This is a genomic window from Streptomyces sp. NPDC012825, from assembly GCF_042900925.1.
Taxonomy (GTDB): domain Bacteria; phylum Actinomycetota; class Actinomycetes; order Streptomycetales; family Streptomycetaceae; genus Streptomyces.
The window spans coordinates 531,355-557,198 of sequence record NZ_JBIBBZ010000003.1 but is presented as its reverse complement, the minus strand read 5'-3'; the positions used below and the strand labels follow the sequence as shown (position 1 = coordinate 557,198).

Genomic DNA, 25,844 nt, shown 5'->3' with positions numbered 1-25,844 from the left:
CGCCAGTGGTCGTGATCGGCGGCGGCGGAAACGGTTCGCTGGGTCCATGACCGCAACCGACACCCGCGCCACCGTCGCCGTACGGATCCGGGGCCTCGCCCGTCACCACCGGGACGTCCGCGCCCTCGACGGCGTCGACCTCGACTTCCGGACCGGGACCTTCACCGCCGTCATGGGCCCCTCGGGCTCCGGCAAGTCCACGCTCCTCCAGTGCGCCGCCGGGCTCGACCGGCCGACCGCCGGGACCGTGGAGGTCGGCGGGACCCCCCTGGCGGGGCTGAGCGAGCGGCGGCTCACCCTGCTGCGGCGGGACCGGATCGGCTTCGTCTTCCAGTCCTTCAACCTGCTGCCCTCCCTGACCGCCGCGCAGAACACGGCCCTGCCGCTCCGCCTCGCCGGGCGCCGCCCCTCCCGCGCGGAGGTCCGGGAGGCCCTGGCCCGGGTCGGGCTCGCCGGGCGCGAACGGCACCGGCCCGGCGAGCTGTCCGGCGGGCAGCAGCAGCGGGTCGCGCTCGCCCGGGCGCTGATCACCCGTCCCGCCGTCCTCTTCGGCGACGAGCCGACCGGCGCGCTCGACTCGGCGACGGGCCGCGAGGTCCTCGACCTGCTGCGGGAGCTGGTCGACCGGGACGGCCTGACCGTCGTCATGGTCACCCACGACCCGGTGGCGGCGGCCCGCGCCGACCGCGTGGTCTTCCTGGTCGACGGCCGGGTCGCGGACGAGCTGTCCGACCCCGCGGCGGGAACGGTCGCGGCCCGGACGGCCTCCCTGGAGAGCCCGGATCCGGCGGTCCTCACCGGAGGCGCCCCGTGCTGACCGTCGTCCTCGCCGGGCTCCGGGCCCGGCCCGCCGCCCTCCTCGGCGGTTTCGCCGCCCTCGCCCTCGGCGTCGGGCTGCTCGTCACCACGGGCCTCGGCCTCTCCGCCACCTTTCACGCGCCCGAGCGTTCTCCTCAGCGGTTCGCCTCCTCGCCCGTGGTCGTCATGGGCCACGACCGGCTGGTCCTCGACGTGCGGCGCGGGCCCGGCACCGCGTCCGTGGAGCAGCGGCTCGACCGTCCACGGCCTGTGGACGCGGGCCTGCTCCGCGAACTGCGCGCCCGCTGGGCCGTCACCGTCACGGGCGGTTCCGACGCGACCGCTCCCGACGCGGCCGGTCCCGACGCGAGCGGCCGCGTGGCGAGCGGTCCCGACGCCGTCGGGGTCGACGCCCCCGCCGGCCCGGTCCGGGACCTCGTCGGCGACCGTGCCCGGGTCCTCACCGGGGCCGACCGGGTGCGCGCCGACCCCGACCCCGAGCGGGACGCCCGCGCGCTCACCACCCTGAACGCCCTCCTCGGCACCTCCGGCGGCGTCACCGCCTTCGTCTCCGTCTTCGTCGTCGCGTCGACGTTCGCCTTCGCCGTCGCGCTGCGGCGCCGCGAGTTCGGGCTCCTCAGGACCGCCGGGGCCACCCCCGGACAGATCCGGCGCCTCCTCCTCGCCGAGGCCGCCGTGCTCGGCGTGCTCGCCTCCGCCACCGGGTGCGTCCTCGGCGCCACGGGTGCGCCCCTGCTCGCCCGGATCCTCGTGGACGGCGGCCTCGCGCCCGCGTGGTTCACGACCGGCGAGGCCGCCTGGCCCTACCACGCCGCCTTCTGGACGGGCCTGACCGTGGCCCTCGCCGGGGCCTTCGCCGCCTCCCGCCGCGCCGGCGGGACCGGCCCGACGGCCGTCCTCCGCGACGCGGACGTCGACGCCGACGTCCTGCCCCCGGGCCGCGCCCTGGCCGGGGCGGCGCTGCTCCTGACCGGTCTGGGGCTGCTCGTCTGGACCTGCGCGACCGAGCCGTCCGAGCTCCTGAAGCGGAAGACGTACACGACGCTCCCCATGCTCCTGATCGGCGGCACCGCCCTGCTCGCGCCGCTCCTCGTCCGGCCCGCGGCCCGGCTGCTGCGGCTGCCGGGGGCCGTCGGGACGCTCGTACGGGAGAACGCCGCGGCCTCCGTCCGCCGCACCGCCGCCGTCGCCGCGCCCGTCCTGGTGACCGTGGCGCTCGCCGGGAGCCTCCTCGGCTCGGCGTCGGGCGTCACGCGCGCGAAGGGCGTCGAGACGCGGGAGCACACGGCCGCCGCGTACGTCGCGAGCGGGGCGGACCTGCGGCCGGTGACGGCGGTTCCGGCCGGGGCCGTCGTCTCCGCCACCGGCCCGACCTCCGTCTTCGTACGGGACGGAGCGGAGGCCGTCGTGAAGTACGGGGCGCGGGCGGTCGCCGACCCGGCGGCCTTCGCGGAGCTGTCCCGCCTCCCGGTGGTCGCCGGGGACGTGCGGGACCTGGACGACCGGTCGATCGTCGTCAACGAGGAGTTCGAGCGGCGCCGGGTCGGCGGCACGGTGGAGGTGTGGCGGGCGGACGGAAGCGGTCCGGTACGGCTCCGGGTGGCGGCCGTCCTCGCCCTCGGGACCGGCGACAACGGGCCGTACGTCACCCGGGCGAACGCGCCGGGCGCCGCCCTCGACCGGATCGAGGCGCGCGGCGGCGGCCCGGCGACGCTCCAGGCCCTGGAGGCGAGCGGCGGGACCGTCGCGACCGCCGGGGCGTGGGCGGCGGCCGAGCGCCCGGCGAGCGGTCCGCAGACCCGGCTCGGCCTGCTCCTCGTCCTCGGCGTCGCCCTCTTCTACACGGTGATCGGCCTCGTCAACACCCTGCTCATGGCCACCTCCGCGCGGGGTGCGGAACTGGCCTCGCTGCGGTTCGCCGGGGCCACCCGGTTCCAGGTCCTGCGGGTGGTGACGGGCGAGGCGGCGCTCGCCGTCGCGATCGGCACGCTCCTGGGCCTCGTGGTGACGGCCGTCGTCCTCGGCGCCCTGGGCACGGCCCTGGCCGCCCTCTCGGCCCCGGTCGTCCTGGCCCCGCCCTGGGCCGCGATCGGCACGGCGGCGGGCGTGTGCGCGGCGGTCGCGGTCGCCGCCCCGGCCCTTCCCGCGTGGCGCCTGACGCGCGCCTGATCCGTGCCTGATCCGTGCCTGGCCCGTGTATGACCTGCGCCTGGCCCGTGCCTGAAGCGCGCCTGTTCCGTGCCCCCCGCCGGGCTCCTCGCGTGGCGCGCGGCCCGTCGACCGGCCATGGTGGGACGACGGGGCGGTGACCGGGGTCGGAGCCGGGTCACCGCCCCGGTCCCGTCTCCCGTCCCGTCCTCAGCCGGCCGGCCCCGCCGACTCCGCCGACTTCGCCGCCCGCCACTCCGGTGCCAGGACCGACCAGACCTCCTCGTCGTGGCGGCGGCCCCGGTGGGCGTGGCTCTCGCGCAGGACCGCGTCCCTGGTCATGCCGAGGCGGCGGGCCACGGCGATGCTCGGCGCGTTGTCGGAGGAGACGACCCACTCCACCCGGTGGATCCCGCGCACCTCGATCGCCCAGTCGACCAGCGCCCGCGCCGCCCGGGTCACCAGGCCCCGGCCCGTCGCGGCCGGCTCCAGCCAGCAGCCCGCCTCCGCCGTGCCGTGCGCGGTGTCGAACGTCCGGAGGATCACGGCGCCGACCAGGGTCCCGTCGAGCCGGATGCCGTGGATGCGGCCCGTGTCGGCCGCCGCCTTCTCCGCGTACCCTCGGAGGAAGGCCCGGCCGGACTCCAGGTCGGTGACCACGTCCGGGAGACCGTTGCGCGCGCCGATGAACTCCCGCCCCCGGTCCATGTGCGCCAGGAACTCGTCCGCCTGCCACGGTTCGAGCGGCCGCAGCTCCGCCCCGTCGTCCCCCAGGGACATCGCGTACATCGTCCTCCCCCTCCACGTCCGGATCCGGTGTCCGCGCCACAGCGTAGGAGAACCGGTCCTGTCAGTGGCGGCTGCCAGACTCGCCCCCATGAACGAGAGGTGGGCGCTGGCCGCCGAGGAGGAGGGGGACGGAGCGCTGCTCGCGCCCCTCGGCCCGGACGGGGCGCCCGCCGGGCCGGTGCGGCGCGAGCCGGACCTGGTGGCGGCCGTGCGGGACCGGCCGGAGGTGACCCGGTGGGTGTGGCGGTCGACGGCCGGGGTGTATCCGAGGCTGCTCGCCGCCGGGGTCCGGGTCGAGCGGTGCTACGACGTGGAGGGTGCCGAGCAGTTGCTCCTCGGGCACGAGGGGCGGCTCGGCGAGCCCCGTTCGGCGGCGGCGGCCTGGGCGCGCCTGCGGAACGCGCCCGTGCCCCCCGATCCGCCGCCCCGCGCCGCCGAACCCGGCTCGCAGGACTCGCTCTTCGAGCCGCGCCGGGTGGCCCCCGTGCCCTTCGATGGGCTCCTCGCGGTCTACGCGGAGCAGCTGCGCCGTCACGACCGGGCCGGGCACCCGGGCAGGATGCGGCTGCTCACGGCCGCCGAGTCGGCGGGGATGCTGGTGGCCGCCGAGATGCACCGGGCCGGACTGCCGTGGCGGGCCGACGTGCACCGGGAGCTGCTGGACGAACTGCTCGGCGAGCGGTACGCGGGCGGGGGCGAGCCGCGCCGCCTGGCCGCGCTCGCGGACGAGGTGTCGGCCGCCCTCGGCCGCCGCGTCCGGCCCGACCTGCCCGCCGACGTGGTGAAGGCCTTCGGGCAGGCGGGCGTCCGGCTGCGGTCCACGCGCCGCTGGGAGCTGGCGCAGGTCGACCACCCGGCGGTGGAGCCGCTGATCGCGTACAAGAAGCTGTACCGGATCTGGACGGCGCACGGCTGGTCCTGGCTGGCCGACTGGGTGCGGGACGGCCGCTTCCGGCCGGAGTACCTGCCCGGGGGCACGGTCAGCGGGCGTTGGACGACCAACGGCGGCGGGGCCCTCCAGATCCCGAAGGTGATCCGGCGGGCCGTGGTCGCCGACGCGGGCTGGCGGCTCGTCGTGGCCGACGCCGACCAGATGGAGCCGCGCGTCCTCGCCGCGATCTCCCGCGACCCCGGTCTGATGGAGGTCGCCGGCCACCCCGACGACCTGTACACCCGGCTCTCGGCCCGCGCCTTCTCCGGCGACCGCGAGCACGCCAAGCTCGCGCTCCTGGGCGCGATCTACGGACAGACCAGCGGCGACGGCCTGAAGAACCTGGCGGCGCTGCGCCGCCGCTTCCCGCTCGCCGTCGCGTACGTCGACGACGCGGCGAAGGCGGGCGAGGAGGGCCGGCTCGTGCGCACCTGGCTCGGCAGGACCAGCCCGCCCGCGGCCGGCGCGGGCGACGCCGACGAGGCGGGCCTGCCCCAGGAGGGAGGGGACGAACCGGCCGCGGAGGAGGGCGAGTTCACGCCCGGGTACGCCTCGGGGAACACGCGGGCGCGGGGCCGCTTCACCCGCAACTTCGTCGTCCAGGGCAGCGCCGCCGACTGGGCGCTCCTGATGCTGGCGGCCCTGCGGCGCTCCCTCGCCGGGATGCGGGCGGAACTGGTCTTCTTCCAGCACGACGAGGTGATCGTGCACTGTCCGGCGGAGGAGGCGGAGGCGGTCGTGGAGGCGATCCGGGCGGCCGGGGACGAGGCGGGGAGGATCACGTTCGGGGAGACGCCGGTGCGGTTCCCGTTCACGACGGCGGTGGTGGAGCGGTACGCGGACACGAAGTAGGGCGTACAGAGGCGGAGTTCCCTCCGTACGCCTTCCCCCCACAGCCTTACCTGATCAGCTTCCCCCACTTCGGGCTCAGCGCGATCGTCTTCAACTGCTCCACGGTCAGCGCGGGTTCGGCGCGCGTGGCGGGGGCCCGGTGGCCGTCGGAGTTGAGGGTGGTGATCACGACCCGGAAGCCCTCGGGCGTGAGGGTGTCGACGGTCCACGCGACGACGCCTTCGCCGCCCTTCTCCGCGGCCTCCTGGGTGACCCCGACCAGGCGGCCGTCGGGCAGGGTGGTGGCCCCGATGCCGTGGAGGTGGTCGGCGACGTCGTCCATGCCGGTCTGGACGTTGATCTCGACGAAGCTCCGGCCCTTGCCGTCGTCGACGAGGAGGTTGACGTATCCGTAGTCGTCCCGGCCGCCCTTGCCCTCCACCTTCAGGCCCTTGGGGAGGAGGGAGCGCAGGGTGGAGCGGACGGCCTTGCCGGAGGGCGCGTCGGGCACGCCCGGCGGCGCGCTCGGCTGCGACGGCTCGGGCAGCTTCGCGAGCAGCGGCCTCCAGGCGTCGGCCGTGACGAGGGTCTTGAGCTGGGCGAGGGTGAAGGGCGGGTCCTCCCTGCTGATCGGGGCGCCCTTCTCGGCGGCGGCGTTGTACTCGCTCACGTCGACGACGAAGCCGTCCTCGGTGAGCAGGGTCGACCGCCAGCTCTTGGTCTCCTCGCGCCGGTCGGGGTACTCGTACCCCTGGAGGAGCATCAGCCGGCCGACGCCGGGGAGCTTCTCGGTGGTGCACTCGACGTCGGGGGCGTGGGCCTTGTCGGGGCAGGTGACCAGGCCCTCGCCCGCCTCGCCGGGGCCGAAGGAGCGGGAGAGGAAGACGCCGACGGCGGCCTCGCCCTTCCCGTCGTCGTACACGCCGAGGACGCCCTGGCCCAGCCCGTTCTCGTCGTCGATCCGCCACTGCCCGGCCGGGGTGTGGGCCTTGAGGACGGCCGCGATGTCCTTGACGGGGATCCGTGCCATGTCCGGCAGCGGGCCGGCCGGATCGGTGGCGGAGGTGGGCTTCGGCGGCGCCGCCGCCACGGACGCGGTGTCCGCCGGCCCGCCGGGGGTGAAGAGCAGGCCGCCGTACACCCCGCCGACGCACATGGCGGCGAGCGCGAGGGCGCTGCCGGTCACGGCGAGCCTCCGGCGCACCAGGCGGCGCCGGCCGCGCCGGAGGCCGCCCTCGACGAGCTCGCGCCGGTCGTCGGCGGCGAAGCCGTCGCCGGTGCGGCGCAGGACCGCGCCGAGCTCCTCCTCGAAGCCGTCGTGCGGGGGGTTCTCGTGCCGGGGGCCTTCGTTTCGGGGCATGCGGGATCACCGTCTCGGGTTCGTGGCGGAAGGGGTGGGGAGCGGGGGTCGGGGTCGGGCGGGGCGGGTCAGCGGACGGCGAACTCCGCGAGGCTGCCGCCGAGCCGTTCCCGCAGCTTGGCGAGGGCCCGTACGGACCGGGTGCGGACCGCCGCGGAGCTGACGTGCAGGGCCTCGGCGGTCTCCTCGACGCTGCGGTCCTCCCAGTAGCGCAGCACCACGACCGCCCGGTCCTTGGGCGCGAGCCCGGCGAGGGCGTCGAGGAGCGCGATCCGGAGCGCCGGGTCCCCGTCGGTCCCGGAGACGCGGTCCGGCAGCTCGCCGAGCGGGCGCTCGGTGGCCGAGCGGCGCCGCTGGTGGCTGAGGAAGGTGCGGACGAGCACGGTCTGGGCGTACGCGGCGGGGTTGCCGATCCGCGTCACGCGGCCCCACAGGGCGTACATCCGGCCCAGCGTCTCCTGGGTGAGGTCCTCGGCCAGATGGGTGTCCCCGCTGGTCAGCAGGCATGCCGAGCGGAACAGGGGGCCCGTGCGCGCGGAGGCGAACTCCAGGAACTCGGTCGCCCGGGACTTTCTCATGCCCCTCCTCGTCTCGGTCGCGCCGTCTCGGTCACGGCGTGCGGTCGCCGTACACCTCATTGACGCGACGGGAGCCGCCCTGTGTTTCAGATAAATCCGAAGAGATGTCCTCCCGGCGCATCCAAAGAAGCGGAATCGGGTAATCCGTAGACATGAACACTCTCAGCGCAGCAGAGAACCTGGCGGCTGGGGTTTGGCAGTCAGGCCTGGCACAGGTTCTCGGCGGACTGGTCGTCGTCGCCGTACTCCTCAGCGCCTTCTGGTTCGGCTTCCGGGTCCGCAACCGCGAATCGGCTCCGCCGAAGCCCGAGGAGCAGCCGCACCGGCCGGACGACGGCGCCCTGCCCGGCGAGTCGTCGGAGTACCGCCGGGCGGCCGAGATGCCGCAGACCGACGCCGAGCACCGGCTCATGCCGTACCAGCTCAACAACTCCGGCACGGAGACCTCGCCCGAGCCCCCGGACGAGGAGAAGCGCAAGTGGGGCGGCATCTCCAGCGGCGGCTTCGGCAGCGGAGGCACCGGCCACGGCGACTGACCGGACGCGCGGGAACGGAATCCGGCGGCGGGGCACGGCCCCGCCGCCGCTTCCGCCCGTTCGCGTGCGGGGCCTCGGAACGAGCCGCCGTACGGACCGCGTCCGGCCGCTGTCGTACGGGCTCCGGGCGCCGGCCAGCGCCCATGCCCAAGGCGTGACGCGCGCGGGCCCCTCTCCCGGAAACGGGACGGCCTGTGCGTTCCGGATCGTCAGGAACCCCATCGCCTACCGGATCGGGGCCGACGCCGACCGCGTCTTCCTCCTGGACGGCACCGCCCTCACGGCCCTCCCGGTCTTCTGACCCGCTCCGGCACCGGTGCCGGCGGTACGGTCCAGGCGCAGGCGACCGGCACGCGGTCGTCGTCGCGGGGCGCGGACCAGCGGACGCGGTTCCAGGCGCCCGTCCGCGCGCCGAGGGGGACGGGGACGGTCCAGGGGCGGCCGGAGAGGCCCTTCCCCACGGCCTTCACGCAGGCCTCCTGGACGGCGAAGACCCGGGCGAACCCGAGCCGGCGCGCGTCCCCGGGCAGGGCGGCCAGGGCGTCGGCGTCCCCGGGAAGGCAGCAGAGCCGCAGCAGGCGGTCGCCGACGGCGGCCGGGACCTGCACGTCGACGCCGACGTCCCGGCCCCGGCCGACGGCCGCCGCGACCCAGCCCGGGGAGTGCGAGAGGCTCACCCCCAGACCGGGCCGGCCGGGCAGGTACGGGCGCCCGCCCGGGAGCGCGGCGACCGGCCCGCCCCCGGCGTCCTCGCCGACCTCCCGCAGCAGGAACCGCAGCAGGGTCCGCGAGGCGAGGTGCTCCGCGGCCCGCCACGGCGGCAGCCCCGCCGCGACCGTCCGGTCCGCGGCGGCGACGGGCAACGCGCCGAGCACCTCCTCGCTCCGGGCGGCCAGGTGGTGCACGCCGTCGACGGGCGTGCGGATCCGGCGACCGGGCAGGGGCGTACGGGCCCGGCCCGGCGCACCCGTCCCCTCAGGCCCGGTCCGGGACACGGCGCAGGGTGCGGATCGGGCGGGTCGCCAGGAGGGCGGTGGCGGTGAGGAAGGAGACCACCACGCCGACCACGAGGACCGTGTCGGTGCCGAACGCGCCGACGGCGGGCCCGGCCAGCGCGCTGCCGATCGGGTACATGCCGACGGACCCGGCGACCTCGTAGGCGTGGACCCGGTTGAGGACCTCGCCCGGCACCTGGGTCTGCACGCTGGTGGCCCACATGACGCCCCAGACGCCGATGCCGGCGCCGACCAGGACCTGGGCGGCGATGAGCAGCCAGACCGGCCAGCCGAGCACGATGCCGAGCGGGTAGAGCGGGTACGCCATCATCGCCACGGCCCCGGCGGCGAGCGGCCGTTGGGGCTTGTAGCGGATCGCGAGGAGCCCGCCGGCCACGGTGCCGGCGCCGAGCGCGGCGTTGATCAGGCCGAAGGCGCTCGCGCCGTGCTCGGGCACGATGACGCCGGCGGCCACCGAGAGCTGCGGCCCCCAGGACAGCACCGCGTAGAACATCCAGATCAGGATGACGCCCCAGAGCCAGCTGCGGGAGCGGAACTCGTGCCAGCCGACGGCCAGGTTGCGCCACAGGCTCTCGCCGGCCGGCGGGGCGGGCACCACGCCGAGCCGGAGGACGAACAGGCAGATCGCGCTGGTGCCGTAGGCGACGGCGGAGATCACCATGACCCAGCCGGTGGACCCGAAGCCGACCAGGGCGCCGGCCAGGGCCGGGCCGCCGAGGCCGGTGATCGCCTCGGAGGTGCGGAGCACGCCGTTGGCGCCCTGGACGTCGCGGGAGACCAGGGGGACGGTCGAGGAGGCGCCCGGCTGGAACAGGGCGTTGGCGGTGCCGGCGACGACGAGCAGCGCGTACAGCTGCCAGAGGTGGTCGATGCCGTGGAGGAAGAGGAGGGCGAGCAGGATGTGGGCGGTGAGGTTGGCCAGGTCCGCGATGATCATCATCCGGCGGGCGGTGAACCGGTCGGCCAGCACCCCGCCGAACAGCACCAGGCCGGCGAACGGGGCGACCAGGAAGGCCATCGAGTACCCGGCGGTGTCCAGGCCGTACCCGCCGCTGAGCAGGCCGGCCGCGACCGCGACCGGCAGCATGGCCCAGCTGAGCAGGCCGGCGCTGCGGGCGGTGAAGTAGTACCGGAAGTTCCGGGACCAGATCGCCGGCTCGTCGGGGGACGGCCCCGACGCGCGCGCGCCGGGTCCGCCCGGCGGCGGCCCGTCGTCCTTCGCGGGCGGGGGCGTCTCCGGCCTCCCCGGCTCTCCCGGCGGGGGCGCCGCCGTGCGGGCGGGCTCTGCCAAGCGTTCTTCCATGACCCTTCAGTCCTCCGGTCGTCGGTCGGGTTTCGCGGGGGGGGGCTCAGGCGCCTTCGGGGCCCGTGCGGGGCGGCGGGGCGAGTTCGTCCAGGGCGACCGGTTCCAGGCCGCGTGCGAGCAGGCCCTCGACGATCGCCGGGAGGGCCGCCACGGTCTGGCTCCGGTCCCCGGCGCCCTCGTGCATCAGGACCACCGAGCCGGGGCCGACCCCCTCCAGGACGGTCTCGGCGATCCGCTCGGGCCCCGGCCGCGACCAGTCGCGGGCGTCCACGTCCCACATCGTCAGGACGGCCGGGTGCTCGGCCAGGGCGTCGAGCACCTCGGGGCTCAGCGCCCCGTACGGCGGCCGGAACCAGGCCGGGGCCCCGCCGGTCACCCGGTCCAGCTCCTCCGTCGTCCGGTCGATCTGCTCGTGCAGCTGCTCCGGCGTCAGGTCGAACAGGAAGGGGTGCGACCAGGAGTGGTTGCCGAGGCCGTGGCCGCCCGCGACGATCCGGCGCACCTCGTCGGGCAGCGCGGCGACGTGGTGGCCGACGCAGAAGAAGGTCGCCCGGACCCCGTAGCGGTCCAGGACGTCCAGGACCTGCCGGGTGAAGACCGGGTCGGGGCCGTCGTCGAAGGTGAGCGCCACCTTCGGGACGTCCCGGCGGCCGTGCTCGAAGCAGCGCCCGGCCGCCGTCAGGGCCTTCAGCGCGGGCTCCCCGCGCCGTACGCCCTCGAAGTACTCCTCGGCGCGACCGGTCAGGGTGCCGCCCTCGGCGGTCACCCGGGCCAGGTCGCCGGGCGCGGCCAGGGCCAGCTCGGCGAGCTGCCGGGCCGTGACGGAACCGAAGCCCGTGCGGGACGGCAGCAGCCAGGGGTCCGCGCGGTGGACCTCCAGGCCGGCGGCGGTCATGGGGCCGTCGAGCAGGCCGTTGGTGCTGTCCAGGACCACGGCCGGGGCCGGCCCGCCGTCGAGGTCCCGGAGCCAGGCGATGAGTTCGGCGACCCGGGCGGCGCCCCAGTCGCGCGGCTCCGCCACCCGGCTTCCGGCGGCGTCCAGGACCTCGACCCGGTAGCCCGCGTCGGTCCAGGCGATCCCCGCGTACTTCTTCGTCGTCGGTGTCATCAGTCCCCCAGCGCGATCGCCTCGGCGACGATCAGCCGCTCGACCCCGCGCAGGAAGCGCTCCATGCCCGCGTGGTCGAGGACGGCCGGGTCGGCGGTCATGGCGAGGTCCAGGGCGCCCGGGGCGGTCAGCACGTCCACCGCCGCCGAGACGTTCCTGCGGGCCGGGAACTCCGTCGGCCGGCTCAGCTCGGTCCGGCCGATCAGCTCGCTCAGCGGCGCCTTCGGCCGCTCGACGTCGTCGAAGGGCCCGACGCCGGGGTCGCGGGTGTCGTTCCACCAGTACGAGTGGTCGGCCGCCTCCCCCTTCTCCACGAGGAGCGCCACCTCGCGGTCGAGCGCCCACTTGTCGTACGCGGCGTGGCGGAAGGCGCTGAACGCGGCGGACCGGGTCCGGCGCACCGCGTCCTCGAAGTCCCGGTCCGCGTCGGTGAGGCGGAAGAGGGCCTCCTGCGCCACCGTGCTGACGGACGCGGCGGCGGCCGGCTGGAAGCGGTTGCCCACCACGACCTGGAAGAGCACGTCGGAGCTTCCGGACATGCGGGCGAGCTGGTGGGAGGCCGCCCCCAGGAGCACGGCGGCGTCGCTGACCTCCAGTTCCGCCGCGACCCGCCCGACGGCGACCGCGAGGGCGGGCGAGCGCAGCAGCATGTTGGGGAACCTGCGGTCCGGCACGTCCGCGAGCTCCGGCGCCGCCGGCTCCCGGAAGATCCGCCGGGGGCCCGCCGCGAGCTGTTCGATCCAGTGGCGGCGGGCCGCCTCGTCCCGGCGGCGGCCGAGCGGGGAGGCCTGGACCTCGGCGGCCTCCAGGGGCTGGAGGGCGGGGCGCGACGCGCGCAGCGACGCGGCGGTCTCACCGGCCTGGACGGCCTCCAGGTCGCGGAGGAGCCGGCCGAGGCCCCAGTAGTCCATGCCGGTGTGCGCGCCGGCCAGGACGAGCCGGTGGACCAGGCCGCCGGACTCGATCAGGCCGACCCTGAGGGGCCACTCCCGGGTGTGGTCGAAGGGGCGTCCGGCCAGTTCGCCGAGGAGGGCGGCGCCGTCCCCGGCGGAGCGCTCCGCCGGGCCCGTGCGGATCTCCACCGGGAGTTCGCCGCTGCCGTCCACGACCTGTTCGAGCCCGTCCTCGCCGTCCGGCAGGAACCGGGTGTGCAGGCTGTCGTGGAGCAGGAGCAGCTCGGTCAGGTCCGCGAGGACGCGGTCCACCGGGCGGGGCGGGGAGACGGGGAGGTGGACCGGCAGGTTGTACCGGGGGGCGTCGTCGCCGAGCCGGGTGACGACGCCCCAGATGGCCCGCTGGCCCCAGGTCGCCGGGCCCCTCCCGGCCCGTGCGGAGTCCAGCCTGACGGTCCGCCGCTCAGCCGTGGTCATGGTGTTCCTGCCTTCCCTTCGGATGCCTCGTCGGGTGTCTGTGAGAGCCGGTGGGCAGCGGCCGCGGGGGCCGTCGCGCCTCCGGCGGGGCGGTCTCCGGGCGGGCCGCCGCGCCTCCGGTGGGGACGGGAGCGCGACGGCCCTCCGGACCGAGGGGGGTTACCCCTCGCCGCCGGCGAAGAGCGCCACGTGGGTGCGGCCGGAGCGCGGGTCCGTGTCGCACAGCACGATCCGCCGGTGGTCGCGCCCCCACTCCCGCCAGTGGCCGGCGAGGTCGAGCCAGACACTGGTGCAGTAGCTGCCCGGGACCACCCGGTGCACCGGGCCGTCATGAGCGGGGAGGTCCTTGGTGACCCAGGGTCCGAGCACGAGGAGCGTGCCGTCGTCCCCGGGCTCCCGGCCGAGCGCGTCCGCCGCCGAACCGGCCGAGTGGGCGCGGACGAACCGGGGGCCGTCCCCCTCCCCGGTGGCGGTGCCGAGGACGAGCGCGGCGGCCGAGTCGACCAGCGGGGTGTCGTGGACCAGCGGGAAGGGCGTCGGCAGGGTGGTCTGTTCGAGGACCGCGACCACGACCTCCGCCGCCCGTCCCGCCCTCGCGTACGCCGAGGCGATCCGCAGCGCGGTGAAGGGCGCGGCCAGGCCCTGCTGGGCGATCGCGAAGTTGGCCGCCCGGCCGCCGAGCCGTGCGGTGAGGTACGGCGCGACGGCGGTGAACGGCACCACGTCCGGGAGGGCGTGGGTGACGATCAGGAGCTCGGGCCTGCTGCCGCCGACGCCCTCGTCGGCGACGAGCAGGTCCGCGAGGTCCCGGTGCCGGACGTGCCGGCCGCCGGCGAACAGCTCCTCGTCCGGCTTCTCCCCGAAGGGGGCGAGCAGGTCGCGGAAGTAGCCGAGCGCGGCGGCCCGGTCGTCCGGTTCCCGGCCCTCGGGCGCGCGGACCGCGGCGGCGGCCCGGACGGCGAGTCCGCTCATGGCGTCCCCTCCTCTTCGCGGAGCGCGGCCTCGACGTAGTCGGCGAAGGAGCCCACGGTCCGCAGGTGGTCGATGTCGAGCGCCTCCGGGTCGACCGAGATCCCGGTCGCCTCCTCGACGGTCATGAGGAGTCCCAGGACGGCGAGGGAGGTGAGCTGGAGCTCGTCGAAGAGGGCGGTCTCCTCGGTGAGACCGGTGACCGGCCGCTCCAGGACCTCGCCGAGCGCCTTCTCGATGGTGAGGAGCAGTTCCTGACGGCTCATCGGGCGCCGCCCCCCGCCCGGTGGGTGATGACCATGGCGCCGAAGGTGGCGCCCAGGCCGACGGAGACGAGGAGGTAGGGGGCGCCGTCCACCAGGCGGCCCTCGTCGCGCAGGGTGGTGTAGTTGACGAAGACGTCGGAGGCGAAGGTGTGGCTGTAGCGGGGGACGTTGTCCAGGAAGACCTTCTCCGGCTCCACCCCCAGCTCCTTGATCGTCTGCCGCCAGGCCAGCTTGTTGACGTTGTGCGGGATCACCAGCTCGATGTCGTCGAGGGTCAGCCCGGCCTCCTCCACCGCCCGGTGGATGACCTCGGCGATCCGGCTGCCGTACTGCTCCCCGAACTCGGTGTTCTGCTCGGGGGTCAGCTCCAGCCACTGGGCGTACTCGCCCAGGGTCCGGGTGGCGAAGGAGCGGACCACGTCCCCCTCGCCGTCCAGGGTGATCAGGCAGGAGGCGGCGGCGTCGGCCATGATCGAGGTGTTGGGGACGTGCTGGACGACCGGCGAGTACGCCTGTTCGCCGGTGACCATCAGGGCGTACGCGCCCTCGCCGCCCTCCGCGCGGAGCAGTTCGCCGAGGACCTCGATGGCGCCGAGGCTGCTGACGCAGGCCTGGTGGCTGAGGCCGAAGGCCTCCGTGTCGGCGAGCCCGAGGTCGTCGCCGACCAGCCGCGCCACGTCCACGTCGGCGGGGGCGACCGCCTGGGTGACGTGGGCGTACGCCAGGTAGTCCACCCGGCCGCCCTCCGGGAGGGCGGCCAGGGCGCCGCGCGCGGCGGGCCGCAGCAGGTCGAGGAGCGGGAGTCCGGGGTCGTACCGCAGCCGGTCCAGGCCGTAGAACTTGCGGAACACGCCGAGCTGCGCCCGGTGCAGTCCGAGCCGTTCGCCCAGCTCCTCGATCCGTACGCTGCGCTCGGGCAGGTACGACTCGATCCGCTCCAGGGTGATCAGGCGGTCGGTGGTCAACCGGCTCATCAGGGCTTCACGACCTCGGCGCGGATCAGCCAGAGCCGGTTGGCGCCGCGGCGGTCCCTCGGCTGCACCTCGTACGGCCAGCGGCCCTCGCCGGCGCCGGGCTGGCCCGGCTCGCGCAGGTCGGTGGTCTTCCAGCCGTTCGCGGTCAGGAACTCCTCGGGCTCGTCGGTGCCGAAGATCCACGGCGTGCCGTCGGCGGCGAGGGTGTCCAGGAAGCGCTTCGAGAACGGGCTGCGCAGCAGGGCGCGGCCGAGGATGTCGAAGGCCAGGTGGCTGCCGGGCGCCGAGGCGGAGGCGAGCAGCCGCAGCAGCCCGGCGGCCTGCTCCTCGGTGAGGAAGAAGGTCAGCGCCTCGGCGACCCACAGGGTCGGGCGGTCGCGGTCGAAGCCGGCGGCCTCCAGGGCGGGCAGCCACTCCCGGGTGAGGTCGGCGGAGACCTCGCGCCGGTCGACGCGCGGCTCGGCCCCGAGGGCTTCGAGCCGACGGCGCTTCTCGGCGATCAGGAGGGCGTGGTCGACCTCGTACAGCTCGACGCCGTCCGGCCAGTCGAGCCGGAAGGCGCGGGTGTCCATGCCGGCGGCGATCAGCACCACCTGCTGGATCCCGCCCCCGGCGAGGACGTCCTTGATCGCGTCGTCCAGGAACCGGGTCCGGATGGAGATGAAGGGCAGCAGACCGCCGCCGGCGTAGCGCTCGACCAGCTCGAAGCCCCGGGGCGCGGCCAGGTCGCGGGCGAACGGGTCGACGAACAGCGCGTCCTCGCGCTCGGACTCCTCGGCGCGGGCGGCGGCCATCCACTGTGCGGTGTACGAGACTGCGTCCATGATGAAGACCCCTCCTCGGGATCAGGCGAAGAACGCCTTCTCGATGGTGGCGAGGGTCTGGAAGTCCTCGATGTCGATGTTGTCGAAGTCGATCTCGACGCCCGCGGCGTCCTCGATCGTGTAGACGAGCTCGACGAAGGCGAGCGAGTCGACGAGCCGGCTCTCGATGAGGTCGACGTCGGAGGCGAGCTCGGTGCGCTCGGGGTGACGGCCGAGGATCCAGTCCCGGACCTTGTCGATACCTGCGGAACTCATGGCATTCCCTTCAGAGTCACTGATCCAGCGGAACGGGTCGGTCTGGTACGGGGCGGTCCGGTACGGGGCGGTCCGGTACGGAGGCGGTGGCGGCCGCGACGGCGATCGCGAAGCCGGCGTCGTGGCTGATGCTCACGTCGATCGGCCCGATCCCGGCGGTACGGGCCAGCTCGGCGGCCCGGCCGGAGAGCCGGACCCCGGGCCGGCCGCCGGGGCCGCGCAGGACCTCGATGCCCTGCCAGGGGACGGGCTTCCCGACGGAGCCGAGGAGCTTGAAGACGGCCTCCTTGGCGGCGAGGCGCCCGGCGATCCCCGAGGGGTCGGGCACGCCGTCGGGCGTCCGGGAGGCGACCAGCTCGGCGGCGGAGAGGAGCCGGGCGAGGAGCGTTCCGGTCCCGGGTTCGGTGCCGGTGCCGGGGTCGGGGGCGAGGAGAGCGCGGACCCGGGAGAGGGGGACGAGGTCCACGCCCACGAGGGGCCGGGTCACGGCGCCGCGACGGCGGCGGTATCCGCGGCGGGGGCGGCCGTGACCGCGGCGGCCCCGCGCACCGCGTCGAGCGCGGCGTCGAGGTCCTCCTCGAAGTGCTCGGTCAGGACGGCGAGCCAGCGCTCCAGGCCGAAGGCCACGCAGGAGGTGTAGGCGTGCTCGCCGGACTCCAGGCGGATCCCGCAGCGCTCGCCGAAGAAGTTGCGGTGGGTGTTGACGGAGGCGATGGCCAGGTCGCCGTACTGGAACTCGTACTTCACCGGGCTGAGCTTCTGCATCAGGGCGCGGCCGTCGTCGTTCCGGAAGAACGGGTCGCCCGCCGCCTCCCTGCCCAGCTCGATCCCGAGCGCGGCGGCGAAGGCCTGGATGCGCCCGGTGAAGCGGGCGAGGACCCGCTGGGTGTGCTCGAAGCCGCCGAGCGCGACGATCTCGCGCATCTGGAAGCTGGCGAGGCGGCGCAGACCGCCGTAGTGGTCCTCGTTGCGGAAGCAGCGGTTGACCAGGGTCACCAGGGCGTCGTCGGCGACCTGTCCGCCCTCGTGGAAGAGGTAGGCGCCGTAGCAGGTGGCGTGCGGGAGCCCGTACCGCGCCTCGGTCACCGCGCCGGGCCCGAACCTCCCCTCCACCGGCTTGAACCGGTCGTCGGTCAGGTCGAGCGAACCGGCGACCCAGGCGAGGTGGGGGAAGTTGGTGTAGACGTCGAACTTCTCCAGGTCGGTCACCGGGAAGAGCGGCGGGGCGCTGATCTCCTCGGCGCCGTCCGCGAGCCCCCAGCCGGCGAAGATCCCGTCGAGCTCCCTGACGAGCCGGGTGGCCCCGGGCCCGAGGATGGCGAGGGCGGGTACGCCGTCGCTCCCGGTCAGGCGGTTCATCGGACGATTCCCGTCTTCTCGAGGTACTTGGCGGTCTTGCGGAAGGTCCGCAGCTCGGCCTCGGCGCGGGCCGGGGAGTCGAGGAGGGCCCGGCGCAGCTCGTGCGGGCGCTCCAGGCCGGCGTCGCGGTAGACCTGGGGGTGGTAGAGGGACTCGAAGCTGTGCTTCATGTAGCGGCGCAGATAGGTGGAGACCTGGTCCAGCTCCTCCTCGGAGGCGGTCTGCTTCAGGTCCAGGTAGAGCAGGTTGACCAGTTCGCGGCCGAAGGCGATGTGCCGGGACTCGTCCTGGTGGTGGATGCGGTTGATGCCGCGGATCGTCTCGTGCAGCCGCGCGTCCTCGGCCATCGCCGAGTTGAAGTGGTCGACCAGCTCCTCGAAGATCAGGATGCGGGCGAAGACCAGCAGGCTCTGGATCTTGTCGGACGGGACGGCCGCCTCCGCGCCGCCGGCCGGCTGCCGGTAGATCTTCCCGCCGTAGCGGAGGCAGAATTCGGCGAAGAACCACATGTGCTCGTTCTCCTCACCGATGAAGTGGTGGAAGAACTCCGACGGCGTCTCGAAACCGGCGGTGTGGATCCGGTTGACCACTTCGATGAGCAGTTCCCGGATGCCGTGCACATTGAGGCTGTAGAAATTGATGCTCTCGTGCTTGGAAAGCGTGTGGAGCTGCTGCGGAGTGAGCTTCTCGGCCCATTCCGTACCGTACGTGGTGGTGAGCTCGGGGCTCATCCACCACATGTCCTCGGGGAGCCGGTCCGGCCACTCGAACAGCCGGTACGGGTTGTAGTAGTCGTCGATCGACTTGGTGGCGAGCCGGTCCAGAATTCCCCGGAACCGGTCGTTGCGGTCGATCACGTCGCTGACCATCGCGCGATTTCTCCGTTCGCTTCGAGGGTTCTTCGCTGTTTCCAGACTGGGCCCCGGGGAGGGGGCCCATCAATGCCCGGAACCGGCTGCCGAATCCGGTCAGTGGACGGACCGGCGAACGCCGCGGCCGGCGGGCCTCAGGGGGAGGGCGGGCCGTCGTCCCCCCGCAGCGCGGCGAGTTCCGCGCGCAGGGCGGCGTTCTCGTCCTCCAGGGCCGCGAGGCGCCCGCGGACCGGCGCCAGGGCGTCGGAGAGCTCCTCCTGGCTGAAGCGGGGGGTGATGTGGTTGGGGCAGTTCCAGGCGAAGGCCTCGACCCGGATCGTGACGAGCTGTTCGACCGTTCCGTCGGTACGCGTCGAGTCCAGGCGCTCGGCGAGCGCGGGGTCCGCGCCGGGCGGTACGACGGTGGCGCGGCCGAACAGCTTGAGTCGGGTCCGGCGGGCGTGGTCGATGAAGAAGAGCGCGACCCGGTCGTCGCCGCGCACGTTGCCGGTGGTGATGTACTGCCGGTTGCCCCGGACGTCCAGGTAGCCGAGGGTGTGCGCGTCCAGGACGTGGACGAACCCCGGCGGCCCGCCCCGGAACTGGATGTACGGCCAGCCGGTCTCGCCCACGCTGGCGAAGAGGAAGCCGTCGAGGCCGCCGATGAAGCCGGCCTCGGCGCCGGTGAGCGGCTCGGGCCCCCCGTCCGGCGCCCGCAGCCGCCGCCCGGCCGCCGTGGCGCTGCCCATCTCCTCCTGGGCCCGGAGCACGGACGGGGTGTACGCGATGCGGTCGTAGCGGCTCATGCGGCACTCCCTGGGATCGGGCGGTCGTAATGGCTCACGCGGCGCTCCCCGGACTCGGGCGGTCGTGACGGCTCACGCGGCGCTCCCCGAGGTCAGGTCGACCAGGCCGGCCCGGGCGGCGAGGACGCCGGCCTGGAAGCGGCTGCCGGCCGACAACTCCTGCATGATCGCGGCCACATGGCGGCGGAGGGTCCGCTCGGACATGCCCACCCGGCGGGCGATGGCCTCGTCCTTGGCGCCGGAGGCCAGCAGGTCGAGCAGGGTGGCCTTCAGGTCGCCCATGGTCCCGGCGTACCCGGACGCCCCGGAGTCGAAGTCGAAGGCGGACTCCCAGACCCGGGCGTGGAGGTCGGCGAGGAAGGACGCGACCGCGCCGTCGTAGACGACGGCGATGGCGTCGCCCTCGCCGGCCGGGATGAAGGCCGTCTTCCGGTCGAAGACCAGGAAGCGGTCGCGCACCTCCTTGGTGGTGCGCACCCGCCCGCCCGCGGGCAGGATCTCGCCGAGGTGCGCGCGGGTGTCGGAGTCGCCGCGGGCGGTGTGGGGGTAGAGGATCCGCCCCTGCGCGCCGCGCCGCAGCAGGTCGAGGACGAGGGGTCGGGCGAGCCGCAGCTCGGGGGTCTCGCGGGCCACGCAGGGCTGCATCACCAGGACCTCGGTGGTGCAGGCCTGGGCGGCTTCGAGGAGGCGCAGCTCGATCTCCTCCCGGTCGTCGGTGATCACCACCGCCTCGGCGCGGGCCCTGGACTGCTTCTCGAACGCCGTCACGAAGGAGCTGAGCTGCCCCTTGAACCCGGCGAGGCGGCGGCGCCCGTCGAGGATCTCCCGCTCCAGGGGGACGAGCAGTTCCATCTGGGCGGCCTCCGGGCTGACCGCGACCAGCCGGCCCGTGCCGTCCTCGGCCGGCTTGACCAGGCGCAGTTCGCGCAGCACTCCGATCGCGTGCTCGGCCCGGTGGCGCGGGACGGCCAGCTCCTCGGCGATCCCGGCGGGGGTGAAGTCGGCGCGCCCGACGGCCCGCTCGTAGAACGTGACCACGAACTCGTCCACGGGGGCCGCCCTCCGGGCTTCCTGGCGTGGGATCTGTGTCGCGGTTTCCATCGTCACCTCGTTCTGGTCGCACGGATGTGGTCGGCAGGGGAACGGTGCGGGAACGGTGCGGGAGCGCGTCCGGGGACGGCTCCGAAAAACTGCGGAATCACTTCCGGATGGCTCCGGATCGCTCTGGATCGCTTCGGATCTCTTCGGATCGCTTCGGGCAACGGCTTTGCGGTGCGGCCACACCGTATGGCCCCCGGCTGGGCGGCCCCCTACAGCCGGACCAGAGGAGCGGCGGCCTCCGGAGGCCCGCCCGGGAGCGGGCACACCGGCGCCGACCTGTGGTTCCGGCGCCCGCCGGCGGTATGCCCGTGGCAACCGGCAGAACTCTGGCAACTGCCGGAGTACTTGTCCTTCCGCACGTTCAACTTCTGGCAACAAACCAATAGTTGGCCGAAAACATACTCACCGTCCGACCGTCACCTGGTCAGGCCGAGGCCCTCGGCGGCGTCGGTGTCGGCACCGGCCCCGCACCGGGCGAGTTCGCGGGCCCGGGAGAGGTAGCCGGAGGCGAGGCGCGCGGAGCCGTTCTCCTGGTGCGCGGCGCCGATGCGGCGCAGGGCGAGGACCTGCCCCTCGGTCCAGTCGGCCTGCCGCGCGAGGTCCAGGGCGCTGCCGAACAGCTCCAGGGCCTGCGCGTCGTTCCCCAGCGCCCGGTGGCACTCGGCGCGCCGCAGCTGGGCGGAGGCCTGGGCCCGCGGCTCGCCGTCGGCGACGGCGGCGAACAGACTGGCGGTCGCGACCTTGAGGCAGTCGCCCGTGTACATCCTCGTCGAGAGGTGGGGGTGCAGGCTTTCGGCCAGGCGCCAGGCGACGGTGGTGAAGCCGGTCGCGGACGCCTGGAGGACGGCGCCGGCCAGGTTCTCCCGCTCGCCCTCCAGCCACTCCGAGGCCTCGCCGTGGTCCGCGAAGACCGGCGGGGCCGGGGGCGCGGCCGACGCGGCGGACGGGACCGTCTCCGCCGGGTGGAGCAGCCGGGCCGCCGCGTCGGCGTGGCGGAGGTACCAGTCGAAGAGCCGCTGCCGGGCGGCGTGCGCCTCGTCCCGGCCGGCCAGCTCGCGGGCGTACGAGCGCAGCAGGTCGTGGAGTCCGAACCGGCCGGCGGCCCGTTCCCGTACCAGGTGGGCGTCGGTCAGGGCCGCGAGGAGCCCGGCCGCCTCGGCCGGGGTCGTGTCCGCGAGGGCCGCGGCGCCGTGCGCGGTGAGGGCGGGTCCCGGCATCAGGCCGAGCAGCCGGAACATGTGCCGGCCCGCCGCCGGGAGCGCGCGGTACGAGAGGTCGAAGGCGGCCCGTACCGTCGAGCGCCGGTCGCCCTCGACGCGCAGCCGGCTGAGCATGTCGTCACCGGGTAAGGCGGCGCAGTGGTCGGCGACGCGGGAGTCGCGGGCGAGCAGGTTGGCCCCGGCGATCCGGATGGCGAGGGGCAGGCCGCCGCAGGCCCGCACGAGTCTGCGGGCCGCCTCCTCCTCGGCCGCGACCCGGCTCTCGCCGATGGTGGCGGCGAGCAGCCCGCGGCCCTCCTCCGGGTCGAGGACGTCCAGGACGAGCTGGTGGGCGCCGTCGCTGGCGACGAGGCCCGCGAGCCGGCTGCGGCTGGTGATCACCACGGCGCAGCCCCGGGCGCCGGGGATGAGCGGCCTGACCTGTTCGGCGTCGCGCGCGTTGTCGAGGACGATCAGCGTCCGCCGGTCGGCGAGCAGCGTGCGGTACAGCGCGGCGGCCTCGTCCTCGTCGGCGGGCAGCCGGCCGGGCGGGGCGCCCAGGGCGCGGAGGAACTGCGCGAGGACGTCGCCGGGGCGCAGTGTCGGGAGCGGGGAGTGGCCGCGCAGGTCGACGAAGAGCTGCCCGTCCTCGAAGTGTCCGCGCCGGGCGTGCGCCCAGTGCTTGGCGAGGGCGGTCTTGCCGACGCCGGGCGCGCCGACCACCGCCATCACGTGCGCGCGGGCCGCCGGGTCGGGCGAGACGAGGGCGTCCAGCTCCCGCATCTGCCGCCGCCGCCCGACGTAGGGACCGGCCGTGGCGGGCAGTTGGGCGGGGAGGGGCCCGGCGGAGGCGGTGCGCTCGGAGGGTGCGGGGCGGCCGGGGCGCGGGGCGAGGGGCAGTTGCTGGCGCAGCACCCGCAGATGGGCGTCGCGGACCTCGGCGCTGGGCGCGATGCCGAGTTCGTCGTCGAGGCGGTCGCGCAGCCGGTTGAAGACGCCGAGCGCGGCGGCCTGTTCGCCGCAGCTGGCGAGGGCGAGGATCAGCCGGGCGTGCAGGCCCTCGTGGAGGGGTTCGGCGTTGACCATGTCCCAGAGCACCGGGACGGCGTCCTCGGGCCGGCGCAGCAGCAGCGCGGTGTCGGCGTGGAGCAGTACGGCCTTGACCCGCCGCTCGTTGGCGACCACCGCGGCGGGGTGCTGGCGCAGCACCGGGTCGGCGTCCGCGAGGACCGGGCCCCGCCACCACCGCAGGGCCTGCGTCAGCGCCTCGTGGGCGGAGGCCGGGTCGGGCGTGCGGTGCAGGCGCTCGGCCTGGTCGAGGAGTTCGTCGAAGTGGCCGAGGTCGATCTGGTTCCGGGGCGCTTCGAGGAGGTAGCCGACGGGGGTCCGGACGACGCCGGGCGACGGGCCGCCCTGTTCGAGGAGCCGCCGCACCTGACTGACGTAGGTGTGCACGAGGCTCTGATGGGAGCTGGGCGGCCCGGACGGCCAGAGGACGTCGGTGATCTCCTGCTGGGTGGCGGGCTCGGGGTGCTTGAGCGCGAGCAGCCCGAGCAGGCGGCGCAGCATCGGGCTGGTGACGGGGACGGGGGTCCGGCCGCGCCGGAGGGAGAACGGGCCGAGGACGAGGAGCCGCGGCCGGCCGGCGCCGCGCGGCGCCCCGCTGCGGGCGGCGGCCAGCAGGCCCGCCAGCTCGTCGCCGGTGAGCCCGAGCGCCTCGGCGAGCCGCTGGAGGGTACGCGTCTGGGGCCGCAGGACCCGCCCGCACTCGATGTCGCGCAGCGCCCGGGTGCTGATCCCGGCCCGCGAGGCGGCCGTCTCCTGACTCATCCCGGCCCGCCCCCGGAACGCCCGGAGCCGCGCCCCGAACGACCCCGGCCCGTCGTCCGGATCACCCCCGGGAACTCCCGTGGCCGACGCCCGCTCCGACATGGCATCCCCCTCATCCGATGACCGCGTCCTGTCGATCATGACCGGCGGCGGCCTGACGGGCCGTGCACGGCCGACTCTGCAGAGGCTTCGTCGATGATCAGTTTGGACTAGACCAATGCCTCCGGCAAGGGCCAGCACCTTCCGCGCGCGTGCGCGCGTGCGCGCGAGCCGGGGCAGGATTCCCCTCGACCACGCACCGACACGGAACGGGAACACCGCACCGAGCGACCCACCCCGCACCCCACCCCTACACCACTTCCCTCGACAAAAGCCCCTCTCCGGACAAACGTGAGCATCAAGTACCACGCCCGTGGAATCGAGCACATCATGACCGGAACCACGAAGACCAAGAGGATCGGTGCCGCGCTCGCCGCCACGGCGGCGGCCTTCGCGCCGAGTCTCGGTGGGGCCTCGATCGCGGAGACGAAGATCCAACCGTTGGACATCCCCTGTACCAACAACGCGGGCCACGAACCCGGCGGCCGGCAGCCCTCCTGCGAGGGAAGCTCACCGACCCAGGAGTCCGGGAACCAGAACCCCGCCGGCCACGCCCCCCGCGGCCAGAACTGACGCCTCCCACAACCCCCGACGGCCCCTTCGAGCGCGCCGCCGAGCGCGGAGAAGGGGCCGAATCAGACCCGGAACGCCCGCGCGGCACCACCGACTCGCCGCCCACACCCCCGCCGGCGCCCCTCAGCAAGCCCTCCCGGGCCGAGCCCTCACTGCGGCACCAGACAAAAAGAAAAACCCCAGGTCACGGCGAGTGAGTCCTGGGGTGATTCCGAGCCGCCTTCGGGATTCGAACCCGAGACCTACGCATTACGAGTGCGTTGCTCTGGCCAACTGAGCTAAGGCGGCAAGCCGTGCGGTCCCATGGTGGGTGCAGCGGCGACGCCAAGTCTACACAGTTTCCGGGGGTGGTCCGACCACCCCCGGGGAGGGCCTACGAGCAGCGCTTTTCGGCGGACGGAGGGGTGCCTTCGAGGAGGTAGGTGTTGATCGCCGTGTCGACGCAGTCGCTGCCCCGGCCGTACGCGGTGTGGCCGTCGCCCTCGTAGGTCAGGAGGGTGCCGGAGGAGAGCTGGCCGGCGAGGGACTCGGCCCACTTGTAGGGGGTGGCCGGGTCGCGGGTGGTGCCGACGACCAGGATCGGGGCGGCGCCCTCGGCGGTGATGCGGTGGGGGCGGCCGGTGGCCGGGGACGGCCAGTAGGTGCAGTTGAGGGCCGCCCAGGCGAGGCCCGCGCCGAAGACCGGGGATGCCTTCTCGAAGGACGGGACGGCCTTCGCGGCGTCGGCCGGGCCGCGGTGGGCGGCCGGCAGGTCGAGGCAGTTCACGGCGGCGTTGGCCGCCATGAGGTTGGCGTACTCGCCGTTCGGCTCGCGCTCGTAGTAGCTGTCCGCGAGCGCCAGGAGGCCCGCGCCCCGGCCGCCCTTCGCCTGGGTGAGGGCCTCGCGGAGCTGGGGCCAGGCCCCCTCGTCGTACATCGCCGCGATCACGCCCGTGGTGGCGAGGGACTCGCCCAGCTTCCGGCTCTCCCCCGTGGGCAGCGGCTCGGCGTCCACGTCGCGGAAGAACTTCTTCAGCGCCTCCCCCGCCGCCGGGACCGACTCCGTGCCCAGCGGGCAGTCCGGCTCGGTCACGCAGTCGGCGGCGAAGGCGCGGAAGGCGGTCTCGAAGCCGGCGGTCTGGTCGCGGTTGAGGTCGAGCGCCGGGAGCGACGGGTCCATCGCCCCGTCCAGGACGAGCCGGCCGACCCGGTCGGGGAAGAGCTCGGCGTAGGTGGCGCCGAGGAAGGTGCCGTACGACGCCCCCACGTAGGTGAGCTTCTCGTCGCCGAGGACCGCCCGCAGGACGTCCATGTCACGGGCCGTCTCGACGGTGGAGACGTGCGGCAGGATCTTCTCCGAGCGCTTCGCGCAGCCGGCCGCGAAGTCCTTGAAGGCGGCGGTGAGCGCCTCGGTCTCGGCGGCGTCGTCGGGGGTCTGGTCGACCTGGGTGTACGCGTCCATCCGCGGGCCCGTCAGGCACTCGACCGGCTCGCTGCGGGCGACCCCGCGCGGGTCGACGGCCACCATGTCGTAGCGGGCGCGGACGGGCGCCGGGTAGCCGACGCCCGCGTACCCCTGGAGGTAGCCGACGGCCGAGCCGCCGGGTCCGCCGGGGTTGACCAGGAGCGAGCCGAGCCGCTTCCCCGGACCCGTGGCCCGCACCCGGGAGACCGCGAGATCGATCTCCCCTGCCGCCGGCTTCGCGTAGTCGAGCGGGGCCTTCAGGGTCGCGCACTGGAAGCCCGTCACTCCGCAGTCGCGCCACTTCAGCTTCTGGGCGTAGAACTTCTTCAGCGCCTCGGGCGCGGCGGAGGGCGCCGACCGGCCCTGGGCCGTCCCGCGGGGCGCGGCGGCGTCGCTCCCGCCCGAGCAGCCGGAGAGGATGAGCCCGGCCGCGGCGAGGGCCACGGCGGACGTACGAAGCAAGCGCCTGGAGTCCATTCCCGGAGCGTATCCGGACCGGCAC

At 74.9% G+C, this 25,844-nt stretch carries 25 protein-coding genes and 1 tRNA gene; 6 read left to right on the top strand and 20 right to left on the bottom strand.

The window, feature by feature from the left end; all coding sequences use genetic code 11:
• Positions 1–46: 46 nt before the first annotated feature.
• Positions 47–817 (top strand): ABC transporter ATP-binding protein, encoded by a 771-nt coding sequence (locus ACFY7E_RS11175; RefSeq protein WP_389483166.1) that lies wholly within the window; start codon positions 47–49, stop codon positions 815–817.
• On the top strand, positions 811–2,988 hold the full coding sequence (locus tag ACFY7E_RS11170) for an FtsX-like permease family protein (protein ID WP_389483164.1): 2,178 nt from the start codon (positions 811–813) through the stop codon (positions 2,986–2,988). The genes ACFY7E_RS11175 and ACFY7E_RS11170 overlap by 7 nt, the downstream gene beginning before the upstream one ends.
• Positions 2,989–3,177: 189 nt before the next feature.
• On the opposite strand, the gene ACFY7E_RS11165 is transcribed toward ACFY7E_RS11170, so the two are convergent.
• Positions 3,178–3,756: a GNAT family N-acetyltransferase gene (locus ACFY7E_RS11165; protein ID WP_389483162.1), complete on the bottom strand. Its 579-nt coding sequence runs from the start codon at positions 3,754–3,756 to the stop codon at positions 3,178–3,180.
• 88 nt (positions 3,757–3,844) lie between these two features.
• Here ACFY7E_RS11165 and ACFY7E_RS11160 point away from each other — a divergent pair, with 88 nt between their 5' ends.
• On the top strand, positions 3,845–5,539 hold the full coding sequence (locus tag ACFY7E_RS11160; RefSeq protein ID WP_389483160.1) for a bifunctional 3'-5' exonuclease/DNA polymerase: 1,695 nt from the start codon (positions 3,845–3,847) through the stop codon (positions 5,537–5,539).
• A 46-nt stretch (positions 5,540–5,585) separates the two neighbouring features.
• Here ACFY7E_RS11160 and ACFY7E_RS11155 read toward each other — a convergent pair whose 3' ends face one another.
• Both ACFY7E_RS11155 and ACFY7E_RS11150 read right to left on the bottom strand, forming a co-directional pair.
• Positions 5,586–6,878, bottom strand: coding sequence for a hypothetical protein (locus ACFY7E_RS11155; protein WP_389483158.1), 1,293 nt, complete (start codon positions 6,876–6,878; stop codon positions 5,586–5,588).
• 68 nt (positions 6,879–6,946) lie between these two features.
• Positions 6,947–7,456, bottom strand: coding sequence for a SigE family RNA polymerase sigma factor (locus tag ACFY7E_RS11150; protein WP_389483156.1), 510 nt, complete (start codon positions 7,454–7,456; stop codon positions 6,947–6,949).
• A 152-nt stretch (positions 7,457–7,608) separates the two neighbouring features.
• On the opposite strand from ACFY7E_RS11150, the gene ACFY7E_RS11145 reads away from it, so the two are divergent.
• Both ACFY7E_RS11145 and ACFY7E_RS11140 read left to right on the top strand, forming a co-directional pair.
• On the top strand, positions 7,609–7,992 hold the full coding sequence (locus ACFY7E_RS11145; protein WP_389483154.1) for a DUF6479 family protein: 384 nt from the start codon (positions 7,609–7,611) through the stop codon (positions 7,990–7,992).
• Between the two features lie 154 nt (positions 7,993–8,146).
• Entirely contained in the window at positions 8,147–8,293 is a 147-nt protein-coding gene (locus ACFY7E_RS11140) for a hypothetical protein (protein WP_389483151.1), read from the top strand.
• Here ACFY7E_RS11140 and ACFY7E_RS11135 read toward each other — a convergent pair.
• The 15 genes from ACFY7E_RS11135 to ACFY7E_RS11065 all read right to left on the bottom strand — a co-directional run bounded on the left by ACFY7E_RS11135 (position 8,271) and on the right by ACFY7E_RS11065 (position 23,226).
• Positions 8,271–8,897 carry a 4'-phosphopantetheinyl transferase family protein gene (locus ACFY7E_RS11135; RefSeq protein ID WP_389483149.1) on the bottom strand — a complete coding sequence of 209 codons (627 nt, stop codon included), beginning with the start codon at positions 8,895–8,897 and terminating at the stop codon, positions 8,271–8,273. The two genes, ACFY7E_RS11140 and ACFY7E_RS11135, sit on opposite strands and share 23 nt — an antisense overlap.
• Positions 8,898–8,967: 70 nt before the next feature.
• Positions 8,968–10,311: an MFS transporter gene (locus ACFY7E_RS11130; protein ID WP_389483146.1), complete on the bottom strand. Its 1,344-nt coding sequence runs from the start codon at positions 10,309–10,311 to the stop codon at positions 8,968–8,970.
• 46 nt (positions 10,312–10,357) lie between these two features.
• Positions 10,358–11,422 (bottom strand): polysaccharide deacetylase family protein, encoded by a 1,065-nt coding sequence (locus ACFY7E_RS11125; protein WP_389483144.1) that lies wholly within the window; start codon positions 11,420–11,422, stop codon positions 10,358–10,360.
• On the bottom strand, positions 11,422–12,792 hold the full coding sequence (locus ACFY7E_RS11120) for a condensation domain-containing protein (RefSeq protein ID WP_389483141.1): 1,371 nt from the start codon (positions 12,790–12,792) through the stop codon (positions 11,422–11,424). Before ACFY7E_RS11120 ends, ACFY7E_RS11125 begins: the two co-directional genes overlap by 1 nt.
• Before the next feature lie 159 nt (positions 12,793–12,951).
• Positions 12,952–13,764, bottom strand: a complete 813-nt coding sequence (locus ACFY7E_RS11115; protein ID WP_389483139.1) for a hypothetical protein — start codon at positions 13,762–13,764, stop codon at positions 12,952–12,954.
• Complete coding sequence (locus tag ACFY7E_RS11110) at positions 13,761–14,027, bottom strand: acyl carrier protein (protein WP_389483136.1); 267 nt, start codon at positions 14,025–14,027, stop codon at positions 13,761–13,763. Before ACFY7E_RS11110 ends, ACFY7E_RS11115 begins: the two co-directional genes overlap by 4 nt.
• The gene (locus ACFY7E_RS11105) at positions 14,024–15,001 is read right to left on the bottom strand and encodes a 3-oxoacyl-[acyl-carrier-protein] synthase III C-terminal domain-containing protein (RefSeq protein WP_389483134.1); all 978 of its coding nucleotides are present in this window, start codon (positions 14,999–15,001) and stop codon (positions 14,024–14,026) included. Before ACFY7E_RS11105 ends, ACFY7E_RS11110 begins: the two co-directional genes overlap by 4 nt.
• Entirely contained in the window at positions 15,001–15,825 is an 825-nt protein-coding gene (locus tag ACFY7E_RS11100; protein WP_389483132.1) for a class I SAM-dependent methyltransferase, read from the bottom strand. Before ACFY7E_RS11100 ends, ACFY7E_RS11105 begins: the two co-directional genes overlap by 1 nt.
• Before the next feature lie 21 nt (positions 15,826–15,846).
• Positions 15,847–16,080 (bottom strand): phosphopantetheine-binding protein, encoded by a 234-nt coding sequence (locus ACFY7E_RS11095; protein WP_030219305.1) that lies wholly within the window; start codon positions 16,078–16,080, stop codon positions 15,847–15,849.
• Between the two features lie 16 nt (positions 16,081–16,096).
• Positions 16,097–16,546 (bottom strand): holo-ACP synthase, encoded by a 450-nt coding sequence (locus ACFY7E_RS11090; RefSeq protein ID WP_389483129.1) that lies wholly within the window; start codon positions 16,544–16,546, stop codon positions 16,097–16,099.
• A 17-nt stretch (positions 16,547–16,563) separates the two neighbouring features.
• The gene (locus ACFY7E_RS11085) at positions 16,564–17,439 is read right to left on the bottom strand and encodes a hypothetical protein (protein ID WP_389483126.1); all 876 of its coding nucleotides are present in this window, start codon (positions 17,437–17,439) and stop codon (positions 16,564–16,566) included.
• On the bottom strand, positions 17,436–18,308 hold the full coding sequence (locus tag ACFY7E_RS11080) for a diiron oxygenase (protein ID WP_383437402.1): 873 nt from the start codon (positions 18,306–18,308) through the stop codon (positions 17,436–17,438). The genes ACFY7E_RS11085 and ACFY7E_RS11080 overlap by 4 nt, the downstream gene beginning before the upstream one ends.
• A 137-nt stretch (positions 18,309–18,445) precedes the next feature.
• Positions 18,446–19,096: a pyridoxamine 5'-phosphate oxidase family protein gene (locus ACFY7E_RS11075; protein WP_389483123.1), complete on the bottom strand. Its 651-nt coding sequence runs from the start codon at positions 19,094–19,096 to the stop codon at positions 18,446–18,448.
• Between the two features lie 72 nt (positions 19,097–19,168).
• Positions 19,169–20,197, bottom strand: a complete 1,029-nt coding sequence (locus tag ACFY7E_RS11070) for a LuxR C-terminal-related transcriptional regulator (RefSeq protein ID WP_389483121.1) — start codon at positions 20,195–20,197, stop codon at positions 19,169–19,171.
• 416 nt (positions 20,198–20,613) lie between these two features.
• Positions 20,614–23,226, bottom strand: a complete 2,613-nt coding sequence (locus ACFY7E_RS11065; protein ID WP_389483118.1) for a BTAD domain-containing putative transcriptional regulator — start codon at positions 23,224–23,226, stop codon at positions 20,614–20,616.
• A gap of 429 nt (positions 23,227–23,655) precedes the next feature.
• Between ACFY7E_RS11065 and ACFY7E_RS11060 the strand changes: the two genes are divergently transcribed.
• Positions 23,656–23,898, top strand: coding sequence for a hypothetical protein (locus ACFY7E_RS11060; RefSeq protein ID WP_389483115.1), 243 nt, complete (start codon positions 23,656–23,658; stop codon positions 23,896–23,898).
• A gap of 214 nt (positions 23,899–24,112) precedes the next feature.
• Here ACFY7E_RS11060 and ACFY7E_RS11055 read toward each other — a convergent pair.
• Together ACFY7E_RS11055 and ACFY7E_RS11050 are read right to left on the bottom strand one after the other, a co-directional pair.
• Positions 24,113–24,186: transfer RNA gene (locus tag ACFY7E_RS11055), tRNA-Thr, on the bottom strand.
• Positions 24,187–24,271: 85 nt separating this feature from the next.
• Positions 24,272–25,819 carry an alpha/beta hydrolase gene (locus tag ACFY7E_RS11050; RefSeq protein WP_389483112.1) on the bottom strand — a complete coding sequence of 516 codons (1,548 nt, stop codon included), beginning with the start codon at positions 25,817–25,819 and terminating at the stop codon, positions 24,272–24,274.
• Positions 25,820–25,844: the final 25 nt, after the last annotated feature.

Excerpts from the sequence above, each read along its gene's own strand:
- ACFY7E_RS11130 (WP_389483146.1), bottom strand. The coding sequence starts at position 10,311 with ATGGAAGAACGCTTGGCAGAGCCCGCCCGCACGGCGGCGCCCCCGCCG.
- ACFY7E_RS11115 (WP_389483139.1), bottom strand. The coding sequence starts at position 13,764 with ATGAGCGGACTCGCCGTCCGGGCCGCCGCCGCGGTCCGCGCGCCCGAG.
- ACFY7E_RS11145 (WP_389483154.1), top strand. The coding sequence starts at position 7,609 with ATGAACACTCTCAGCGCAGCAGAGAACCTGGCGGCTGGGGTTTGGCAG.
- ACFY7E_RS11095 (WP_030219305.1), bottom strand. The coding sequence starts at position 16,080 with ATGAGTTCCGCAGGTATCGACAAGGTCCGGGACTGGATCCTCGGCCGT.
- ACFY7E_RS11070 (WP_389483121.1), bottom strand. The coding sequence starts at position 20,197 with ATGGAAACCGCGACACAGATCCCACGCCAGGAAGCCCGGAGGGCGGCC.
- ACFY7E_RS11060 (WP_389483115.1), top strand. The coding sequence starts at position 23,656 with ATGACCGGAACCACGAAGACCAAGAGGATCGGTGCCGCGCTCGCCGCC.
- ACFY7E_RS11160 (WP_389483160.1), top strand. The coding sequence starts at position 3,845 with ATGAACGAGAGGTGGGCGCTGGCCGCCGAGGAGGAGGGGGACGGAGCG.
- ACFY7E_RS11165 (WP_389483162.1), bottom strand. The coding sequence starts at position 3,756 with ATGTACGCGATGTCCCTGGGGGACGACGGGGCGGAGCTGCGGCCGCTC.
- ACFY7E_RS11120 (WP_389483141.1), bottom strand. The coding sequence starts at position 12,792 with ATGACCACGGCTGAGCGGCGGACCGTCAGGCTGGACTCCGCACGGGCC.
- ACFY7E_RS11110 (WP_389483136.1), bottom strand. The coding sequence starts at position 14,027 with ATGAGCCGTCAGGAACTGCTCCTCACCATCGAGAAGGCGCTCGGCGAG.
- ACFY7E_RS11155 (WP_389483158.1), bottom strand. The coding sequence starts at position 6,878 with ATGCCCCGAAACGAAGGCCCCCGGCACGAGAACCCCCCGCACGACGGC.
- ACFY7E_RS11065 (WP_389483118.1), bottom strand. The coding sequence starts at position 23,226 with ATGAGTCAGGAGACGGCCGCCTCGCGGGCCGGGATCAGCACCCGGGCG.
- ACFY7E_RS11105 (WP_389483134.1), bottom strand. The coding sequence starts at position 15,001 with ATGAGCCGGTTGACCACCGACCGCCTGATCACCCTGGAGCGGATCGAG.
- ACFY7E_RS11075 (WP_389483123.1), bottom strand. The coding sequence starts at position 19,096 with ATGAGCCGCTACGACCGCATCGCGTACACCCCGTCCGTGCTCCGGGCC.
- ACFY7E_RS11080 (WP_383437402.1), bottom strand. The coding sequence starts at position 18,308 with ATGGTCAGCGACGTGATCGACCGCAACGACCGGTTCCGGGGAATTCTG.
- ACFY7E_RS11175 (WP_389483166.1), top strand. The coding sequence starts at position 47 with ATGACCGCAACCGACACCCGCGCCACCGTCGCCGTACGGATCCGGGGC.
- ACFY7E_RS11100 (WP_389483132.1), bottom strand. The coding sequence starts at position 15,825 with ATGGACGCAGTCTCGTACACCGCACAGTGGATGGCCGCCGCCCGCGCC.
- ACFY7E_RS11150 (WP_389483156.1), bottom strand. The coding sequence starts at position 7,456 with ATGAGAAAGTCCCGGGCGACCGAGTTCCTGGAGTTCGCCTCCGCGCGC.
- ACFY7E_RS11125 (WP_389483144.1), bottom strand. The coding sequence starts at position 11,422 with ATGACACCGACGACGAAGAAGTACGCGGGGATCGCCTGGACCGACGCG.
- ACFY7E_RS11085 (WP_389483126.1), bottom strand. The coding sequence starts at position 17,439 with ATGAACCGCCTGACCGGGAGCGACGGCGTACCCGCCCTCGCCATCCTC.
- ACFY7E_RS11050 (WP_389483112.1), bottom strand. The coding sequence starts at position 25,819 with ATGGACTCCAGGCGCTTGCTTCGTACGTCCGCCGTGGCCCTCGCCGCG.